At 66.5% G+C, this 17,445-nt stretch carries 17 protein-coding genes; 9 read left to right on the forward strand and 8 right to left on the reverse strand.

Translation table 11 applies throughout. The features are described from left to right. Window positions 1–52: 52 nt before the first annotated feature. Window positions 53–451: a c-type cytochrome gene (locus AC1DS6_RS15070; protein WP_441629957.1), complete on the reverse strand. Its 399-nt coding sequence runs from the start codon at window positions 449–451 to the stop codon at window positions 53–55. Window positions 452–463: 12 nt separating this feature from the next. After that, complete coding sequence (locus AC1DS6_RS15075) at window positions 464–811, reverse strand: c-type cytochrome (RefSeq protein ID WP_045238100.1); 348 nt, start codon at window positions 809–811, stop codon at window positions 464–466. A gap of 410 nt (window positions 812–1,221) precedes the next feature. On the opposite strand from AC1DS6_RS15075, the gene AC1DS6_RS15080 reads away from it, so the two are divergent. The 3 genes from AC1DS6_RS15080 to AC1DS6_RS15090 are packed head-to-tail and all read left to right on the forward strand — an operon-like array spanning window position 1,222 to window position 3,982. Continuing rightward, on the forward strand, window positions 1,222–2,100 hold the full coding sequence (locus tag AC1DS6_RS15080; protein ID WP_045238101.1) for an AAA family ATPase: 879 nt from the start codon (window positions 1,222–1,224) through the stop codon (window positions 2,098–2,100). A gap of 39 nt (window positions 2,101–2,139) precedes the next feature. Further along, window positions 2,140–2,754 (forward strand): GNAT family N-acetyltransferase, encoded by a 615-nt coding sequence (locus tag AC1DS6_RS15085; RefSeq protein WP_441629954.1) that lies wholly within the window; start codon window positions 2,140–2,142, stop codon window positions 2,752–2,754. 52 nt (window positions 2,755–2,806) lie between these two features. Then, window positions 2,807–3,982 carry a vWA domain-containing protein gene (locus tag AC1DS6_RS15090; RefSeq protein WP_441629952.1) on the forward strand — a complete coding sequence of 392 codons (1,176 nt, stop codon included), beginning with the start codon at window positions 2,807–2,809 and terminating at the stop codon, window positions 3,980–3,982. A gap of 47 nt (window positions 3,983–4,029) precedes the next feature. On the opposite strand, the gene AC1DS6_RS15095 is transcribed toward AC1DS6_RS15090, so the two are convergent. The 3 genes from AC1DS6_RS15095 to gcvA form a co-directional block, all read right to left on the reverse strand. Further along, a complete protein-coding gene (locus AC1DS6_RS15095; protein WP_441629950.1) occupies window positions 4,030–5,178 on the reverse strand; it encodes a DUF1501 domain-containing protein in 1,149 nt (382 codons plus the stop codon). A 5-nt stretch (window positions 5,179–5,183) separates the two neighbouring features. Continuing rightward, complete coding sequence (locus AC1DS6_RS15100) at window positions 5,184–6,557, reverse strand: DUF1800 domain-containing protein (protein ID WP_441629948.1); 1,374 nt, start codon at window positions 6,555–6,557, stop codon at window positions 5,184–5,186. A 407-nt stretch (window positions 6,558–6,964) separates the two neighbouring features. After that, window positions 6,965–7,867, reverse strand: coding sequence for a transcriptional regulator GcvA (gcvA, locus tag AC1DS6_RS15105; RefSeq protein WP_035868553.1), 903 nt, complete (start codon window positions 7,865–7,867; stop codon window positions 6,965–6,967). A gap of 132 nt (window positions 7,868–7,999) precedes the next feature. On the opposite strand from gcvA, the gene AC1DS6_RS15110 reads away from it, so the two are divergent. The 3 genes from AC1DS6_RS15110 (at window position 8,000) to AC1DS6_RS15120 (ending at window position 10,959) form a co-directional block, all read left to right on the forward strand. Continuing rightward, window positions 8,000–8,986, forward strand: coding sequence for a tripartite tricarboxylate transporter substrate binding protein BugE (locus tag AC1DS6_RS15110; RefSeq protein WP_441629946.1), 987 nt, complete (start codon window positions 8,000–8,002; stop codon window positions 8,984–8,986). A gap of 12 nt (window positions 8,987–8,998) precedes the next feature. Continuing rightward, window positions 8,999–9,871, forward strand: a complete 873-nt coding sequence (locus AC1DS6_RS15115) for an N-formylglutamate amidohydrolase (RefSeq protein WP_441629944.1) — start codon at window positions 8,999–9,001, stop codon at window positions 9,869–9,871. 257 nt (window positions 9,872–10,128) lie between these two features. Beyond that, complete coding sequence (locus AC1DS6_RS15120; protein WP_441629942.1) at window positions 10,129–10,959, forward strand: BspC domain-containing protein; 831 nt, start codon at window positions 10,129–10,131, stop codon at window positions 10,957–10,959. A 78-nt stretch (window positions 10,960–11,037) separates the two neighbouring features. Here AC1DS6_RS15120 and AC1DS6_RS15125 read toward each other — a convergent pair whose 3' ends face one another. Both AC1DS6_RS15125 and yaaA read right to left on the reverse strand, forming a co-directional pair. Further along, window positions 11,038–12,180, reverse strand: coding sequence for a M14 family metallopeptidase (locus AC1DS6_RS15125; protein ID WP_441629940.1), 1,143 nt, complete (start codon window positions 12,178–12,180; stop codon window positions 11,038–11,040). A 111-nt stretch (window positions 12,181–12,291) separates the two neighbouring features. Further along, window positions 12,292–13,077, reverse strand: coding sequence for a peroxide stress protein YaaA (gene yaaA / locus AC1DS6_RS15130; RefSeq protein ID WP_441629939.1), 786 nt, complete (start codon window positions 13,075–13,077; stop codon window positions 12,292–12,294). Between the two features lie 39 nt (window positions 13,078–13,116). Here yaaA and AC1DS6_RS15135 point away from each other — a divergent pair, with 39 nt between their 5' ends. Then, window positions 13,117–13,656: a putative toxin-antitoxin system toxin component, PIN family gene (locus AC1DS6_RS15135; RefSeq protein ID WP_441629937.1), complete on the forward strand. Its 540-nt coding sequence runs from the start codon at window positions 13,117–13,119 to the stop codon at window positions 13,654–13,656. A 54-nt stretch (window positions 13,657–13,710) separates the two neighbouring features. Beyond that, on the forward strand, window positions 13,711–14,907 hold the full coding sequence (locus AC1DS6_RS15140; RefSeq protein ID WP_441629935.1) for a pyridoxal phosphate-dependent aminotransferase: 1,197 nt from the start codon (window positions 13,711–13,713) through the stop codon (window positions 14,905–14,907). 135 nt (window positions 14,908–15,042) lie between these two features. On the opposite strand, the gene AC1DS6_RS15145 is transcribed toward AC1DS6_RS15140, so the two are convergent. Next, window positions 15,043–15,684 carry a glutathione S-transferase gene (locus tag AC1DS6_RS15145; RefSeq protein ID WP_441636758.1) on the reverse strand — a complete coding sequence of 214 codons (642 nt, stop codon included), beginning with the start codon at window positions 15,682–15,684 and terminating at the stop codon, window positions 15,043–15,045. A 224-nt stretch (window positions 15,685–15,908) separates the two neighbouring features. Between AC1DS6_RS15145 and AC1DS6_RS15150 the strand changes: the two genes are divergently transcribed. Then, window positions 15,909–17,432 carry a 3-hydroxyacyl-CoA dehydrogenase gene (locus AC1DS6_RS15150; RefSeq protein ID WP_441636756.1) on the forward strand — a complete coding sequence of 508 codons (1,524 nt, stop codon included), beginning with the start codon at window positions 15,909–15,911 and terminating at the stop codon, window positions 17,430–17,432. Window positions 17,433–17,445 lie beyond the last annotated feature (13 nt).

The following is a 17,445-nucleotide window of genomic DNA, read 5'->3' on the forward strand; positions in this document are numbered from 1 at the left end:
ACATCAGCGGCTTTCTTTCTTCGTCGCGCGGCGCGTGCCGGCGGCGGGGTGCTTACTTCTTCAGAACCAGGCCACCCGGCAGCGACTCGATGTAGACGGCGATGTCCTTCAGTTCCTCGCGCGTGAAGGGCCGCGGCTTGCCGTCCTTGCCCGTCACGCCGGGGTTGGCATTGACCTGGCCAGCCATGATGGCGTTGGAGCGCCCCACCTGCGGGTTGGTGGTGATCTGGTAGGCAACCAGGGCGTGGTACAGGTAGTCGGCGTGCTGGCCGGCCAGCTTCGGGTAATCCGGGCTGATCGGGGCGTTCATGCCGGCACCGTGGCAGGCCACGCAGTTGCCCTTCTCCACCAGCGCCTTGCCGGCGGCCAGGTCGGCAGCCGAGGCCGTGATGGCCGAGGCGCCCAGCACGAGTGCGCCGATCGCGAGCGAAAGCGTCTTAAGCGTATTCATGGATGGGTCCTCTTACTTCTGGGTGTTGTTTTGCGAGCCGGAGGTCTGCTGCGCGTAGTAGGCAGCCACGTCGGCGATGTCCTGGTCGGTCAGGGTCGCGGCAATGCCACGCATGGTCGGGTGCTTGCGGTCGCCCTTCTGGTATTCCTTCAGCGCGTTCTCGATGTATTTGGCGTTCTGGCCACCGAGCAGGGGCACCTGGTACACCTCGGGGAAGGAGGCCCGATAGCCGGGAATACCATGGCAACCAATACACATCGCGACCTTGTTTTTGGCGGCGTCCACATTGCCCTTGACTTCCTGGGCTTGCGCAGCCGTTGCGGCCGCGCCCAGCACCACCATTGTGAGGAGCTTTTTCATTGTCGTAGCTGATTGGAAGTGTTAAACCCTGCGTGACCTGCCCGACCGGTCGGAAATGGCTTCAGAATGCATCCGGCAGGATCGCATCGGCCTGCGGCCGGATGCGGCGCTGCCAGTGTGGGCCGCCAGCTTGGGCCGGACACCTGGGCACTGCCAGGCATGTCGGCGCTGTCTCCGCCTCATTCTGGAACCATCTCTTGTCGATTGCCGCCTCCCGGCAAGGACCGCGGGAGTGACAAGGCGGACAGAGCGTGGGGGTGGAGTCGTGGACGTGGGGGGCGCGTCAAACCGCCGCATTGTACAGCAGGCTGCACGTGACAGTCCAGCCATGGAGCGGCGAGCCACACGCGAACCGGAAAGCTCTTTTATACTGGCCCATTCCGACACGCACAAACCCCTCAGGTTGCCTCATGTCCAACACCACCAACGCCAGCCAGAACCAGCAGTCCCGTTTCGAAGGCACGCAGCAGTACGTCGCCACCGATGACCTCAAGCTGGCCGTCAACGCGGCCCGCGCCCTGCAGCGCCCGCTCCTGATCAAGGGCGAGCCCGGCACCGGCAAGACCATGCTGGCCGAGGAGGTGGCGGCGGCGCTCGGCATGCCGCTGCTGCAGTGGCATATCAAGTCCACCACCAAGGCACAGCAAGGCCTGTACGAATATGACGCGGTGTCGCGCCTGCGCGACTCGCAACTGGGCGATGACCGCGTCCACGATATCCGCAACTACATCATCAAGGGCGTGCTGTGGCAGGCCTTCGAGGCCGACCAGCAAGTGGTGCTGCTGATCGACGAGATCGACAAGGCCGACATCGAATTCCCCAACGACCTGCTGCGCGAAATCGACCGCATGGAGTTCTATGTGTACGAGACGCGCGAGCTGGTCAAGGCGCGCCACCGCCCGCTGGTGATCATCACGTCGAACAACGAGAAGGAACTGCCCGACGCCTTCCTGCGCCGCTGCTTCTTCCACTACATCAAGTTCCCCGACGCCGAGACCATGCAGCGCATCGTCGACGTGCACTATCCCGGCATCAAGCGCGAGCTGGTGGCCGCCGCGCTCGAGTCCTTCTATGAAATGCGCAACCTGCCGGGCCTGAAGAAGAAGCCCTCCACCTCCGAACTGATCGACTGGCTCAAGCTGCTGATGGCCGAGGACATCCCGCCCGAAGCACTCAAGAGCCCGGACAAGAAGGCCGCGATCCCGCCGCTGCACGGCGCGCTGCTGAAGAACGAACAGGACGTGCACCTGTTCGAGCGCCTGGTGTTCATGAACCGCGCCAATCGCTGAACACAGCCAGGCACCGCAACGGCATCGGACCACCAAGCCATGGCACGTTTTATCGAACCCATCACCCTGCGCGGCCAGCACGCCTTGCTGGAACCGCTGCGCCCCGAGCATGAAGCGGAGGTACAGGCCGCGGTCGCGGACGGCGAACTGTGGAAGCTGTGGTACACCTCGGTGCCGGCGCCTGACCAGGTCCGCGCCTGGCTCGACACCGCGCTGCAGATGCGCGAGCAACAGGGCGCGATGCCGTTCGTGATCCGCGAGATCCGCGACGGCGTGCCGGGCGCGGTGGTGGGCGCGACCCGCTACTTCAACGTCGACGGCACGCACCGGCGCCTGGAGATCGGCCATACCTGGCACGCGCAGCGCGTGCAGCGCAGCGCGGTCAATACCGAATGCAAGCTGATGCTGCTCACGCACGCGTTCGAGCAGCTGGCGTGCATCGCGGTGGAATTCCGCACGCACTGGATGAACCATCAGAGCCGCACTGCCATCGCCCGTCTCGGCGCCAAGCAGGACGGCGTGCTGCGCAACCACCAGCGCATGCCCGACGGCTCTCTGCGCGACACCGTGGTGTTCTCCATCATCGCCAGCGAATGGCCGACCGTGAAGCGCCACCTGCAATACCGCCTGGACCTGCCTGGGCGCGCATCGTGAACACGCCCGCGAACCACCGCCCCCGCTCCGGAAAACTTTAAGCGAGACCACCATGCTGATCGATTTCTTCTTCTCGCTGCGCCACGCCAAGCTGCCGGTGTCGGTCAAGGAATACCTGACCATGCTGGAAGCCCTCAAGTCCGAGGTCATCACGCCGTCGATCGACGAGTTCTACTACTTGTCGCGCATGACGCTGGTCAAGGACGAGAAGCACTTCGACAAGTTCGACCAGACCTTCGCGGCCTACTTCAAGGGCGTGGAAAGCCTGGTCGACTGGAAATCCGACATTCCGCTGGACTGGCTGCAGAAGACGCTGGAGCGCGAGCTGTCGGCCGAGGAAAAAGCCAAGATCGAAGCCATGGGCGGGCTCGACAAGCTGATGGGGCGGCTCAAGCAGCTGCTCGACGAGCAGAAGGAAAAACACGAGGGCGGCAACAAGTGGATCGGCACGGGCGGCACCTCGCCGTTCGGGCATGGCGGCTATAACCCGGAAGGCATCCGCATCGGCGGTCCCTCCAAGGGCAACCGCACCGCCATCAAGGTGTGGGAGACGCGGGCGTACAAGGATTACGACGATCAGGTCGAACTCGGCACGCGCAATATCAAGGTGGCGCTGCGCCGCCTGCGCCGGTTCGCCCGCGAGGGTGCCGAGACCGAACTGGACCTGGACGACACCATCCACTCGACCGCGGCCAACGCGGGCCTGCTTGATATCAAGCTGCGGCCCGAGCGCCACAACAAGGTCAAGGTACTGATGCTGATGGATGTGGGCGGCTCGATGGACGACCACATCAAGCGCGTGGAGGAATTGTTCTCGGCGACCAAGACCGAGTTCAAGCACCTTGAGTACTACTACTTCCACAACTGCGTGTATGACTACGTGTGGAAGAACAATCGCCGCCGCCATGCGGAGAAGATCGCTACCTGGGACCTGATCCACAAGTACACGCCGGACTACAAGGTGATCTTTGTCGGCGACGCCACCATGAGTCCGTATGAAATCCTGCAGCCCGGCGGGTCGGTGGAGTACAACAATCCGGAAGCGGGCGCGGTCTGGCTCAACCGGCTGATCGAGCAGTTCCCGCGCTTTGTGTGGCTTAACCCTGAACCGGAAGGGCTGTGGCAGTATCGGCAATCGGTGACGGTGATCAACCAGATCATGAAGTCGCGGATGTATCCCGTCACGCTCGCCGGCCTGGAGCAGGCGATGCGCCTGCTCTCCAAGTAACCGGCAATATCCGGCATCACCCGGGCCTGGACTGCCGCGCGCCTGACTCAGGCGCGCAGCAGTCCGCCCAGCATCCCCCCCTGCCCGCCCCCGCGTCCGAACAGCGTGCGCGCCACGCGCTCGCCATCCAGCCCGAAGCTTTGTGCCGCTGCCGCGGCGATCAATCCGTCCAGTTCCGTCGTTGGCGCGAGATCGCGTCCCTGGTAGAGCGCACCCGGCGCCAGGCCCGGCCAGTCAGCCAGCACCCGCCCGCCTTTGACGGCGCCGCCCATCAGCATCGCCGCCGCCGCCGTGCCGTGATCGGTGCCGCCGGTGCCGTTGGCGGCGGCGGTGCGTCCGAACTCGGTAGCCACCAGTACCGTGGTGCGTTCCCATGACGGGCCCAGCCCGTCGCGCAGCGCCGCCAGCATGGCGTCCAGCGCCTTGAGCCTGGCAGCCAGCCGCGGCGCCTGTGCGCTGTGCGTGTCCCAGCCGCCGGTTTCGATCATGGCGATGCGAGGCCCGTCCGCCCGCGCCAGGAAGCCGGCGGCAAGGCGTCCCAGGCTCGCCGGGTCCTGGCGCGCGCCGGCATCGCCGGCGAGTCCGCGGGCTTGCATCGCGGCGTTCCAGAGCGGATGCAGTTGCGCATCCATCTCGTAGAGCTGCCCGACACGCGCCAGCAGGTCATCCGGCGCGGCCGGCAAGGCCGATGGCGCATAGGAGCTGACATCGGCCGTCCCGCGCAAGGCTGCCGGGACGGTCGGCGCGAAGGCGATCGCGTTATCGGTCCGCTTCGGCAGCATGCCCACCAGCCGGTTCAGCCAGCCGTCCTTGACCTGGTAGGGCGCGTTGCCGCCGGTCTCCAGCACATTCTGGCCGTCGAAGTGCGAGCGCTCGCGGTAAGGCGATGCCACCGCCTGCACAAAGAGCGCCTGCCCGGCGGCATAGAGACGCGCCGTCTCCGCCAGCGCGGGATGCAGCGCGAATGTGCCGTCGAGCCGCGTGGCCTGCGTGGCGTCGATGGCGAGCGCGCCGCGCAGGCGGGCGTAGCCGGGATCGGCGTAGGGAATCACGGTGTTCAGGCCGTCGGCGGCGCCGCGCTGGATGACGAAGACAAAGCGCCGGTCGGAATCCACGCTGGCCAGCGTGAGGCGTGGCAGTGCAAGCATGGCGCCCGCGCCGGCGGTGGCGCGCAGGAAATCTCGGCGGGAAAACATGGCGATCACCTCCTTTGGAAATCGGGCGAGACCAGCAGCAAGGCCAGCGCGGTCTGGGCGCTTTCGGCGCGTGCGATGGCGCCGGCGGTCGGTGCGGACAACGAACCGGCGAGCAGCCGGGGACCAAGCTCGCGCGCATCGAGCCGGTCGCCGACGCGCGCGGCCAGGCGCTGCGCCAGTTCCACCCGCCGCACCAGCGCATCGGGCGCGGCCCAGCTCGCGGCGATGTCGTCGTAGCCCGCGGGCGATCCCGGCCGCCAGACCGGCTGGCCAAGCTGGGTCAGCATTGGCGCGAAATGCTGCGCGCCCGGTTCGCGCAGCCCCAGCCCGCGCAGCGAGGACACGGCCCACTCCCACGGCGTCTTGAACTTGGCCGGCGCGCCGGCCCACGCCTCGGGCGATTCCACCAGTGCGCGATACACCTCGGACAGCGCGCCGCCGCTGCGCAGGTATGCATCTGACAAACGTGTCACCAGTGCCGGCGGCGGCGTATCGGCGACGAAGTGCCGCGCCAGCTTGGTGGCGAGATGGTTCGCGGTGGCTTCGCTGTGCGCGAGATCGTGCAGCACCGCCAGTGCCTGCGCCTCGCCTTGCTGCGCGTAGGTGCGGCCCAGGATGGTCCGGGCGCCGGGCTCATGCAGGCGCGGCCGGAACTCGAAGTACCCTGGCTCGCCTTCTGCGCGGGCACCAAGGCCACCAATGCTCCAGCCGGTCAGCGCGCGCGCGAACTCGGTGACGTCGGCCTGCTGGTAGCCGCTGCGCACACCCAGCGTATGCAACTCCAGGATTTCGCGCGCCAGGTTTTCGTTCAGCCCGAGCTGCCGTCCGGGCGCGCGCTGCGCGGCCATGCTGTCCGGCCCGATCGAGCGCACCTGATCCAGGAAGATCTGCATGGCGGGATGCCGCTCCACCGCCACCAGCATGTCCTCGAAGCGCCCAAGCACGTGCGGGCGGATCGCCTCGGCCTCGAATGCGCCGGCCAGCGCGGCTACCGCCGGCTTCTCGACCGAGACCGCGAAGTGATTGGACCAGAAGTGCACCAGCCGCTCGACGAACGGCGCGGGCGTAACCAGCGCGCTCGTCACGCGTGCGTCCACGGCATTGCGATAGGCCTCGCGCGTCTCGCGCTGCAACTGCTGGCGAGCGGCGGCTTTGACGTCAGCCTGCGACTGGCGGACCTCGCGCTGCTGGGCGCCATACGCGCCGGCCAGCGCCGCCGTATCGGGCTGCCCGCTCCAGGGCGCCGGCCTGGCCTGGTAGCGCTCGAACTGGTCGAGCAGCCAGCCACGCGGATCGGCGGGCGGGGATTCGTCGGGGCGCGCGCCCAGCCCGAAGCGGTTGACCGCGATGGCTGCGGTTGTCGTGGCGGTGGTGGTCATGCGTTGCTCTCCCGGAAGTCCGCGTCTTGCACCGGGGCGGCGTGGCGACCTGCCGCCCTGCTGGTTGCTGCTTTGTCGCTCAATGGCTCTGGTCCCGCCTTGCCGGCTCATCCTCCGTGAATGCCGCGCCCGCCCCCGCCGCGTCAGTAGGCAAAGACCGGCGCGCGATAGTGGTGGCAGGCCGCGCCGGCAAGATCGCGCAGCCGGACAGCGTAGCGTCGACAATCCGTACGAGGCTGGCCGTGGGCAAAACAGGGAAGGGAAATGTCGACCCGCACATGAGATTCTCCAGTCCAGGCCCCGGCGCCACTAGCCCCCCGGGGCCGTCATGGCTGACATATCTCTTAAACGCAGTCGGCCGGAAAATCGTTTGCGGAAAAACGTAAGTCTTGATTACAAAGGGTCCGTCATGCCACCACGTCGACCCCTTCCATCACCCACTGGCGGAAGGTTTGCAGGGCCGGCAGATGCTGTTTCTGCTCCGGATAGCAAAGGTAGTAGCCCTTCTTGCTCAGCACCCGTGCCGGATGCGCCACCACCAGCACGCCGGTGGCAAGCTCTTCCTCGATCAGGCAGCGCGGGATCAGCGCGACGCCAAGCCCGGACATCGCCGCCTGGGTAAGCAGCGAGAACTGGTCGAAGCGCGCGCCGCTCCACGCCTTGCGCGTGGCGACGCCAAGCTCGGCGAACCAGTCGGGCCAGGCTTCGGGCACGGTGGTGTGATGCAGCAGGGGAAAGCGCAGCAGGGACGAAGGCGTGCGCACCATCCCTTCGGGCTCGCCCGCCAGCAGGGCGGGCCGGCACACCGGCAGGACTTCGCGGCCGGTCATGTAGTCGGCCAGGCTGCCCGGCCACATGCCATCGCCGAAACGGATGGCGGCGTCGAGGTCGGGCTGGGAAAAATCGTAGCCCTGCGCATGCGGCACGAACTCCAGGCTGACGTCGGGATGTTTCTCGAAAAACTGCGGCAGGCGCGGGATGAGCCACTTGGCGCCAAGCGTGGGCATGCTGGCAATGTGCAAGGTGCCGCCGCGGCCCTGCCGGGCGATCAGTTCCACCGTGGCGGCTTCGATCTCGGTCAGGCTGGGCCGGATACGGTCCAGGTAGCGCTGGCCGGCATCCGTGAGCATCAGGCGCTGGCGCACGCGCTCGAACAACTCCACGCCGAGAAAGGCTTCCAGGCTGCGCACTTGCTTGCTCACCGCACCCTGCGTGACATGGAGCTCCCTCGCCGCGGCGGTAAAACTGTTGTAGCGCGCGGCGGCCTCGAAGGCCTGCAATTCAGTCAGCGACGGACACAAGCGCCGCATAGATAACCCCTTACTTCGCTACCAAACGGAATGATCCCACGATTTTAATTCGTTTGCGGTGTCGTTGCCCAAACAAGCAGAATCGCGAAAGCCCTTTTTCTCCCCTCTCTCCCTCCATTCAGGAACCGAACCATGCAACGCCGTAACATGCTCCGCCTCCTTGCCGCCGCCACTGGCGCCGCCGCCGCTGGCCTGTCGCTTTCGGCCGCGGCCCAGGGCAGCTACCCGACCAAGCCGATCTCGCTGATCGTGCCGTTCCCCGCAGGCGGCACCACCGACATCGTCGCGCGCATCGTGGCCGACAAGCTCGGCCAGCAACTGGGCCAGACCGTGGTGGTGGACAACCGCGGCGGCGCCGGCGGCAGCATCGGTACCGGCTACCTGGCCAAGGCCGCGCCGGACGGCTACACCCTGGGCATCGCCACGGCTTCCACGCATGGCATCAACCCCGCTGTGTACCCGCGCCTGTCCTACGATGCCACCAAGGACTTCACCACCATCACCAACCTGGCTTCGGTGCCCAACGTGATGAGCATCAACCCGGCTGTGAAGGCCAACGACATGAAGGCCTTCATCGCCCTGGCCAAGAGCCAGCCGAACAAGATGGCTTACGGCTCGGCCGGCAACGGCAGCGTCTCGCACATGATGGGCGAACTGTTCAAGATGAGCAGCAAGACCGAACTCCTGCACGTGCCGTACAAGGGCGTGGGCCCCGCGCTGAACGACGCGCTGGCCAACCAGGTGCAGGTGCTGTTCGACAACCTGCCCTCGTCGCTGCCCTTTATCGAAGGCGGCAAGCTGCGCGCCCTGGCCGTAGCCTCGCCCAAGCGCGTGCCGGCCCTGCCCAATGTGCCGACCTTCGCCGAACTCGGCCTGCCCGAAGTCAACGATGCCGCCTGGTTCGGCCTGATCGCGCCGGCCGGCCTGCCCGCCGACGTGCAGACCAAGCTGCACAACGCCGCTGTCAAGGTACTGGCGATGCCCGAAGTAAAGGCTAAGCTGGAGAAGCTGGGTGCGGTGCCGGTTGGCAATACACCGGCCGAGTTCGCCGCGCAGATCAAATCCGAAGTCGCGAAGAACAAACGCATCGCCGCCGCAGCCAAGATCACCCTGGATTAACCGACACCCATCATGACGGAAGCAGACCGAAAGACCGGGCTCAGCCCTTACCTCCTGCAACTGCCGCAAGGCGAGAGCAGCCCGCTCTTTCTCGATTCCCCGCACAGCGCCACCAGCTACCCGGCTGATTTCCGGCCGGCCGCCGGCCTGCCCCTGGCGCTGCTGCGCCAGGCCGAAGACACCTTCGTCGACGAGTTGTACGCCGACGCTCCCGCACGCGGCATTGCGCTGCTGTGCGCGGGCTTCCCGCGCAGCTACCTCGATGCCAACCGCGGCATCGAGGAAATCGACGAGGCCGTGCTGGACGCGCCCTGGCCCGGCCCGCGCCAGGAAACCTCGAAGACCCGACTCGGCAAGGGGCTGGTGTGGCGCGTGCTGGATACCGGCGAAGCCATCTACGACCGCAAGCTGAGCGTGGCCGAGGTGCAGGCGCGCATTGCGCAGTACTACCTGCCCTACTACGCCCAGCTGCAGAAGCTGGCCGACCAGGCTATCGCCAGCCATGGCAGCGCGTGGCACATCAACTGCCACTCGATGCCCAGCGAAGCGGCGCAGTACGCCACCGAGCATCCGGGGCTGCAGCATCCCGACTTCGTGGTCGGCGACCGCGACGGCACCACCTGCGATACGCGCTTCACGGACCGCGTCGAAGGCGTGCTCAAGGAGATGGGCTACGACGTCTGGCGCAACCACCCCTATAAGGGCGTGGAGATCGTGCGCGTGGTGGGCCAGCCGGCACAGAAGCGCCACAGCCTGCAGCTCGAGATCAACCGCAAGCTGTACATGGACGAAGTCGGCCTCGTGCACAACGCCGGGTTCGGCAAGCTGAAGGCCGATCTCAACGCGCTGCTGGAAGAGCTCAAGGTCTTCGTCAAGGCCGCTTGAGCGTACCGGAAACCATGCGGCCCGCCGTGCAATGCAGGGCAGGCCGCACTGGCACCGCAGCGCGCGCCAAATCCCGCACCGCCGCTCCCGCGGCGGTCTTTGCCGCCGCGCCGAAGGCTGCACTCGGCCGCAACGCCGGCAGCAACCCGCTTCGGGTGGAACCCTTACGCCGGGAGATTTCGGAACTTTGCTGCATGGGTTTCCTCTATCATGGCAGACCTTTGCCAACCCCTTATGCTCCAAAGCAAGACGATCCCGTGATCCGACGACTCTCTGACCTCATCAGCAGCCGGCTGTGCTCGCTCGCTGCTGCAGTGGCAGGTGCGATCGCCCTGGTGGGCTGCGCCGATACTCCGCTCAATGATCGCGACGCCGTGGCAACGCCCGGCATCGCCACCCAGGCCGCCGCCAAACCCGCGACCCCTGCCCCGCCCGTGGCCGCCGCCACTGCGGCACCGCCCACCAAGACCGTGACGCTACCCGCGCAAGGCCGCGTGAGTCTGGCCGAGTACCGTGCGCAGATGCGCCAGCAACTGATGCAAACCGAGAATGCGAGCGCGGATGTGGCCGATTGCGCCGCGCACGCCAGCTGGGTGGTGCCCCGCTCGGCCAGCTACGACGCACTGAAGATCCCCACCGGCGCGCTCGGCGCCGGCCAGGCCACCGTGGAACCCTGGGATGGCCGCTTCTCGCAAGGCAAGCAGGCGGTTCCGGTCAGCGCCGTGGTGACCTTTACCGCCACCGCCCACAAGCGCCATGCCGAAGCCCAGTGGGAACCGGTCAAGGTGCGCTGCGGCTATGCCGACGGCATGATGCTGGCCTACGAGCTGCTCGATGGCAGCGGCACCATCATCAGCGAACCGGCCGCCGCGCCCGCCGTACGCAGCAGCGCGACTACGCGCCAGGCCACCAGCAGCAAAGCCCGCAAGGGCGGCAAGGCGAGCAAGTCGGGCTCTGGGAAGGCCACCACCAGCACCAAGTCCACCAAGGCAACCTCTTCCAAAGCCGGCAGCAGCAGCAGCAGCAGCAGCAGCGCCAAGCCGGCCAGCAAGAGCAGCAGCAAGTCGACCACCAAAAAGACGAATTAATGCCAACGCGCATTAAGGCGAACTGATGCGCCCCGCCAGATAGCCGCCCGGCGGGCGGCTATCTGGCCATCCGTGCGTTCAGCCCAGTTGCTCCAGGATGGCCTGCAGCATTGCCGCGCCCAGCAAAGCGCTGCGCGCGCCGTTCCAGCCCACCGCCGGATCGGGCTGATCGGCATTGTCCTTGAACGGCATCTCCAGCGTCAGCGACAGGCAGCCAAAGGTATGGCCGATGTACTTCGAGGCCAGCTTGAGCGCGTCCGCGTTGTACTTGCTGGCGGCATAGCCGTGGACGTCCTGGAAATCCGGCGTCGCGCGCTTGAACGCGTCGATGAAACGCAACTGTTCGGCACGCTGTGCTTCGGTGAAGCCGGGCAGCATCTCGCTGCCGGCGACGAAGTTATAGGGCAGGCCTTCGTCGCCGTGGATGTCGAAGAACATGTCGCAGCCGGCGGCCTCGATGGCGCGGCGCACGTGATACACCTCGGGGCTCGTCTGCTGGCTGGGAGCCATCCATTCGCGGTTGAGGTTGGCCCCGGCCGCATTGGTGCGCAGGTTACCGCGCGCCGAGCCGTCGGGATTCATATTGGGCACGATGTGGAAGACGGCGCGCTCCAGCAGGCGGCGCGCCACCGGGTCCCCGGCCCACAGGCCCGTGCCCGTCAGGCGTTGCAGCACGCCCTCGCAGAACCACTCCGCCATGGTTTCGCCGGGATGCTGGCGCGCGATCATCCAGATGGTCTTCTTGCCGTCGCCGGGCGTACCCACCGTGACCGCGGTCATGTCGCGGCCGTCCACGGTGCTGCCCAGGTGCGACAGGCGCGCCAGCGGCGAGCGCTGGCAACCGGCAAGCAGCGACAGATGGCGGTCTTCGGAATAAGGCTCGAAGTAGGCCAGCCAGATGCTGTCGTGCTCGGGCGTGAAGGCCACCGTCATGGTGCTGCCGTCGAAGGTGGTCGGCACGCGGAACCAGTGTGCGCGGTCGTACGACGCCACGGCTTCGTAGCCGCGCCAGCCATCGGGGTAGGTACAGTCGCCGGCATTGAGGAATTGCAGGCGGCAGGCCTGCCCTGCCGCGCCCTGCAAGCGGAAATGGAACCACTGGCGAAATTCGGCGTGCGAGTCGGCGCGGATGCGCAGGCGGATGTCGTCGGCCTGGGCGAGCGACTCGACTTCGATGGCGCCCGCATCGAAGCTGGCGGAGATATGCAGGGCTCTGGTCATGGCGTGGCATCTCGCAGGGTTCGCGCCGGAATGCCTCTCTCTGGGCAAGCCCTGGCGCTGGGTTCGGGGGCGGTCCGGCAACTGGCCGGCGGGCGTTGGTCTGTCTGCGCGTCAGTCTTCCAGGCGCCGGCGGAATACCCAGCGCGCGTCGTCGGAGGCTGCCGCATCGAAGGCGTAGCCGTGCTCGGCGAAGCGCTGGAGCCTTGCCGGCTCGGTGATGCGGTGGGTCACCGCATAGCGGGCCATATAGCCGCGTGCCCGCTTGGCGTGGAAGGAAATGATCTTGTAGCGGCCCCCTTTCCAGTCCTCGAATACCGGCGTAACGATCCTGGCCGCGAGCACCTTGGGCCGCACCACCTTGAAATACTCTTCGGAGGCCAGGTTGACCAGGGTGGGGCTACCCTCGCTCTTCTGCTCCCTGAAGTCCTCCTGCAGCAAGCGGGTGACGTCGTCGCCCCAGAAGGCATAGAGATCCTTGCCCGCCGCATTGTCCAGCCGCGTGCCCATTTCCAGCCGGTAGGGCTGCATCCAGTCAAGCGGCCGCAAGACGCCGTACAGCCCGGAGAGGATACGCAGGTGCTTCTGCGCGAAGGCGAGATCTTCGCTGGACAGGGTGGACGCGTCCAGGCCGTCGTACACGTCGCCATTGAAGGCGAGCACGGCCTGCTTGCTGTTAGCCGCGGTAAACTCCGGCGACCAGTCCCCGTAGCGGACGGCATTGAGCACCGCGAGCTTGTCGGAGATGTCCATCAGCGCGCCGATATCCTGCGGCGCGAGCTTGCGCAGGCGCTCGATCAACACCGCCGAGCGGTCGATGAAACGGGGCAGCGTATGGGTCTTCAGACGCGGGGGCGTCTCGTAGTCGAGCGACTTGGCAGGGGACAGGACGATGAGCATGGCAAAATCGCGGCAAACACAAAGGCCAGATTGTAACGAATGCACCCTGAATCCACCGCAGTACCCGCCAATTCCCCGCCGGCCGAGCCCGCCTTTGCCGCCCTGCCCGCGCCGCGGGTCGTGCTCGACTCCAATATCTGGGTCGACCTGCTGGTCTTTGCCGACCCCCATGTCGAACCCATCCGGGCCGCGCTGCACAGCGGCGCCATCGCCGCGGTAATCCGGCCCGACTGCCGCGAGGAACTGCGCCGTGTGCTGGCTTATCCGCAATTTGCCCATTTCGGCGTCGACATTCCCGCCGCCATGGCCACGGTGGACCGGTTGACCACCGCCTTCGCCATCCCGGAGGAAACCGAGACGCTGGCGGCGCGCCTGCCGCGCTGCCGCGACACCGACGACCAGAAGTTCATCGAACTGGCGCACTTTGCCCAGGCGGCCTGCCTGGTGTCCAAGGACAAGGCTGTGCTCAAGCTGAAGAGCCGGCTGCGCCGCCAGAGCGGCGTGGACATCCTGCTGCCCCAGGCCTTCGCCGGCTGGCTGGCGGCACGCCGTGCGCAGGCGCAGGCCGATCCCCGCTAGAATGCCAGCAACGTTTCCCGTCCATCCAGACCGTCCAGCCTGACGCAGCTTCCCATGCCCACCACCAATCCGAGCGCCCCGTCCGGCGCCAGCACCCTCGATCCGCTCACCCCGCCGATGTCGCGCCTGCCCAACGTCGGCACCACCATCTTCACCGTGATGTCGGCGCTGGCCGCCGAGCGCAACGCGGTGAACCTGGGCCAGGGCTTCCCGGATTTCGACTGCGACCCGAAGATCGTCGATGCGGTCGCGCATGCCATGCGCTCGGGCCTCAACCAGTACCCGCCGATGGCGGGCGTGCCTAGGCTGCGCCAGGCCATCGCCGACAAGATCGGCAAGCTGTACGGCCATGCCTACGACTGGGACAGCGAGATCACGGTCACGGCCGGCGCCACCCAGGGCATCCTCACCAGCATCCTGTGCGCCGTGCATCCGGGCGATGAGGTGATCGTGCTGGAGCCCTGCTACGACAGCTACATCCCCGCCATCGAACTGGCCGGCGGCAAGGTGGTATCGGTCGCGCTGGACGCGCCGCACTTCCGCATCCCCTTCGACCGACTCGCCGCCGCCATCACGCCGCGCACGCGGATGCTGCTGATCAACACCCCGCACAACCCCACCGGCACCATCTGGCGCGCGGGCGACATGGAGCGCCTGGCCGAACTGCTGGCAGGCACCGATATCCTGCTGCTGTCCGACGAGGTCTACGAGCACATGGTGTTCGACGGCCAGCTTCACCAGTCGGTCTCGCGCCATCCCGAACTGGCACGGCGCAGCTTCGTGGTGTCGAGCTTCGGCAAGACGTATCACGTCACCGGCTGGAAGGTGGGCTATGTGGCCGCGCCGGCGGCGCTGTCCGCGGAATTCCGCAAGGTGCACCAGTTCAACGTGTTTACGGTGAATACGCCGGTGCAGTACGGGCTGGCCGAGTACATGGCGGACCCCGCGCCTTACCTGGACCTGCCGGCTTACTACCAGGCCAAGCGCGACTTCTTCCGCGCCGGGCTGGCCACGACGCGCTTCAAGCTGCTGCCGTCGGATGGCACCTACTTCCAGTGCGTGGACTACTCGGCCATTTCCGATATGAGCGAGGCGGATTTCTCGATGTGGCTGACGCGCGAGATCGGGGTGGCGGCGATCCCGGTGTCGGCGTTCTATTCGCAGCCGCGCGAGTCTGGCGTGGTGCGGTTCTGCTTTGCCAAGAAGGAGGAGACGCTGGCGTTGGCTCTGGAGAGGTTGAAGGCGTTGTAAGAGCGCCTGCGGGACTGCGTGCGGCGCTGGTTACCCAAGCAGAACGGTCCTGCGAGCCGCTCCCGCCCCTGACGCAAGACCATCAACGCAAAACGCCCGCGGATCGCGGGCGTTTTGCCTGGAGCAAACCCTGACTTACTTCCGCCCGCTCAGCATGAGCTCCGTGTTCGCCTTGCGATCCGCGTTCACCTTTTGCACGGTGGGCCGCTCACCCATCCGCTTGAGGTAATCCCTGACCGGCAGGTCGGACAACATGTCCGTACCGTAGATGATCTTGGTGCACGACGAAATCAGCGGGAAGTGCACCACCGCGGCGCAGTCCGCCAGCGTGAAGGTCTCGCCAGCCAGGTAAGGCGAGAACTTCGCCAGCTTGGCGAACGCGGGGATATATCGCTCCAGCAGCTTCTTCTGGCGCTCCTTCACACCATCGCTCACCTTGCCGCCAAAGAACGCTTCCGGATAAAGCTCGCGCGCGGTCAGTTCCAGGTAAAGCTCGAGGAAGGTCACCAGTTCGCGTACCTTCGCGGCCCGGTAAGGGTCCGCCGGCAGCAGCGGAGATTGCGGATAGGTCGACTCGATATAGGCGTCCAGCACTTCGGACTCGCATAGCGGGCCGTGATCGGTGATCATGTAGGGCACTTTGCCCAAGGGCGAGGCTTCGAGATCGGTCTTGCCGATCCAGGCCAGTTCTTCCTCGAACGGCAGGTTCTTCTCCAGCAAGGCCAGCTTGACCTTGTTGTAGTAGTTGCTGGCGGCAAAGCCACAAAGTTTCAGCATGTCGTCTCTCTCCTCGTTATTTGCGATCCACAGGGGGGGAATCGCGATGGAATCAGGGGGCATCGTGTCCTGCGCATACCTGATCAACAGGCATTGTGAGCCATGACAGACTCTGGTGGTCCTCTCTGGCCGATCAGCGCACGCCGCTTGCATCGGCCCACTGTCGCGGATGATGCAAAAAACGTACGATCGTGCTAATTTAACCACACTTTTCTGGAAGCACTATGAGCACTTTCACCATCGACACCCTCGGCATCGTCGGCACGGGCGCCATGGGCCGTGGCATTGCGCAGATCGCCGCGCAAGCCGGCCTGACCGTCAGCCTGTACGACACCAACGCGCAAGCCGTGGCGGCGGCCCGGCAATACCTGCAGGACACCTTTGCCAAGCTGGCCGAAAAGGGCAAGATGAGTGCAGAGGACGGCGCAGCGGCGCTGGCCCGCGTGCTGCCCTGCGCCACGCTGGACGACCTGGCCGGCTGCGACATGGTGCTCGAAGCCATCGTCGAGAAGCTGGAAGTCAAGCGTGACCTGGTGGCAAAGCTGGAAGCCATTCTGCGTCCGGATGCGGTGATTGCCTCCAACACGTCGTCGCTGTCGATTACCGCGATCGCGGTCGGCGCGAAGCAGCCCGGCCGCATCGCCGGCTACCACTTCTTCAACCCGGTGCCGCTGATGAAGGTGGTCGAGGTCATCGACGGCCTGTCGGGCGACCCCGCCGTGGGCGATGCGCTGATGGCGCTGTCGCGCCGGCTCGGCCACACGCCGGTGCGCTGCAAGGACATGCCCGGCTTTATCGTCAACCATGCCGGCCGCGGCATGAATATCGAAGGCCTGAAGGTGGCGCAGGAAGGCGTGGCCGACTTCGCCGACATCGACGCCATCATGCGCGAGCAGGCCGGCTTCCGCATGGGCCCCTTCGAGCTGATGGACCTGACCGGGCTGGACGTTTCGCACCCGGTGATGGAATCCATCTACAACCAGTTTTACCAGGAGCCGCGCTACCGCCCGTCGCCCATCACGGCGGTCCGCTCGGTGGGCGGCCTGATCGGCCGCAAGGCCGGCGCCGGCTTCTACCGCTATGCCGATGGCCAGAAGCAGGTGCCCGCCGCGGCCGCCGTGCCGGCCGCGCGCCCCACCAGCGTGTGGGTAAGCCTTGCCGACGAACGTGGCCACGGCATGGCCGTCAAGCTGCTGCTCTCGCTGGGCATCACGCCCGAAGCCGGCAACCGGCCCTCGGACGACGCCCTGATCGTGGTCACGCCGCTGGGCCTGGACGCCACCACCTGCGCGCTGCATGAGGGCCTGGATGCGACACGCGTGGTCGCCATCGACACCCTGCTGCCGTTCGAAGCCACCAAGCGCCGCACGCTGATGACCACGCCCGCCACCTCCGCCGCCATGCGCGAGGCCGCACACGGCCTGTTCGGCAGCGATGGCGTGCCCGTCACCGTGATCCGCGACTCGGCCGGCTTCGTGGCCCAGCGCATTGTCAGCTGCATCGTCAATATCGCCAGCGACATCGCGCAGCAGCGCATTGCCACGCCGGTCGACATCGATCTCGCCGTCAACCTCGGCCTGGGCTACCCCAAGGGCCCGCTGGCGCTGGGCGACGTGATCGGCCCGCACCTGGTGCTGACGGTGCTGCGCAACCTGGAACGCCTGACCGGCGACATGCGCTACCGCCCCAGCCCGTGGCTGTGGCGCCGCGCCGGCCTCGGCCTGTCGCTGCTGGCCGAAGAGCAGTAAGAACCGCGACCGC

This window comes from Cupriavidus sp. 05L310, from assembly GCF_056398185.1.

Excerpts from the sequence above, each read along its gene's own strand:
- AC1DS6_RS15070 (WP_441629957.1), bottom strand. The coding sequence starts at position 451 with ATGAATACGCTTAAGACGCTTTCGCTCGCGATCGGCGCACTCGTGCTG.
- AC1DS6_RS15075 (WP_045238100.1), bottom strand. The coding sequence starts at position 811 with ATGAAAAAGCTCCTCACAATGGTGGTGCTGGGCGCGGCCGCAACGGCT.
- AC1DS6_RS15080 (WP_045238101.1), top strand. The coding sequence starts at position 1,222 with ATGTCCAACACCACCAACGCCAGCCAGAACCAGCAGTCCCGTTTCGAA.
- AC1DS6_RS15085 (WP_441629954.1), top strand. The coding sequence starts at position 2,140 with ATGGCACGTTTTATCGAACCCATCACCCTGCGCGGCCAGCACGCCTTG.
- AC1DS6_RS15090 (WP_441629952.1), top strand. The coding sequence starts at position 2,807 with ATGCTGATCGATTTCTTCTTCTCGCTGCGCCACGCCAAGCTGCCGGTG.
- AC1DS6_RS15095 (WP_441629950.1), bottom strand. The coding sequence starts at position 5,178 with ATGTTTTCCCGCCGAGATTTCCTGCGCGCCACCGCCGGCGCGGGCGCC.
- AC1DS6_RS15100 (WP_441629948.1), bottom strand. The coding sequence starts at position 6,557 with ATGACCACCACCGCCACGACAACCGCAGCCATCGCGGTCAACCGCTTC.
- gcvA (WP_035868553.1), bottom strand. The coding sequence starts at position 7,867 with ATGCGGCGCTTGTGTCCGTCGCTGACTGAATTGCAGGCCTTCGAGGCC.
- AC1DS6_RS15110 (WP_441629946.1), top strand. The coding sequence starts at position 8,000 with ATGCAACGCCGTAACATGCTCCGCCTCCTTGCCGCCGCCACTGGCGCC.
- AC1DS6_RS15115 (WP_441629944.1), top strand. The coding sequence starts at position 8,999 with ATGACGGAAGCAGACCGAAAGACCGGGCTCAGCCCTTACCTCCTGCAA.
- AC1DS6_RS15125 (WP_441629940.1), bottom strand. The coding sequence starts at position 12,180 with ATGACCAGAGCCCTGCATATCTCCGCCAGCTTCGATGCGGGCGCCATC.
- yaaA (WP_441629939.1), bottom strand. The coding sequence starts at position 13,077 with ATGCTCATCGTCCTGTCCCCTGCCAAGTCGCTCGACTACGAGACGCCC.
- AC1DS6_RS15135 (WP_441629937.1), top strand. The coding sequence starts at position 13,117 with ATGCACCCTGAATCCACCGCAGTACCCGCCAATTCCCCGCCGGCCGAG.
- AC1DS6_RS15140 (WP_441629935.1), top strand. The coding sequence starts at position 13,711 with ATGCCCACCACCAATCCGAGCGCCCCGTCCGGCGCCAGCACCCTCGAT.
- AC1DS6_RS15145 (WP_441636758.1), bottom strand. The coding sequence starts at position 15,684 with ATGCTGAAACTTTGTGGCTTTGCCGCCAGCAACTACTACAACAAGGTC.
- AC1DS6_RS15150 (WP_441636756.1), top strand. The coding sequence starts at position 15,909 with ATGAGCACTTTCACCATCGACACCCTCGGCATCGTCGGCACGGGCGCC.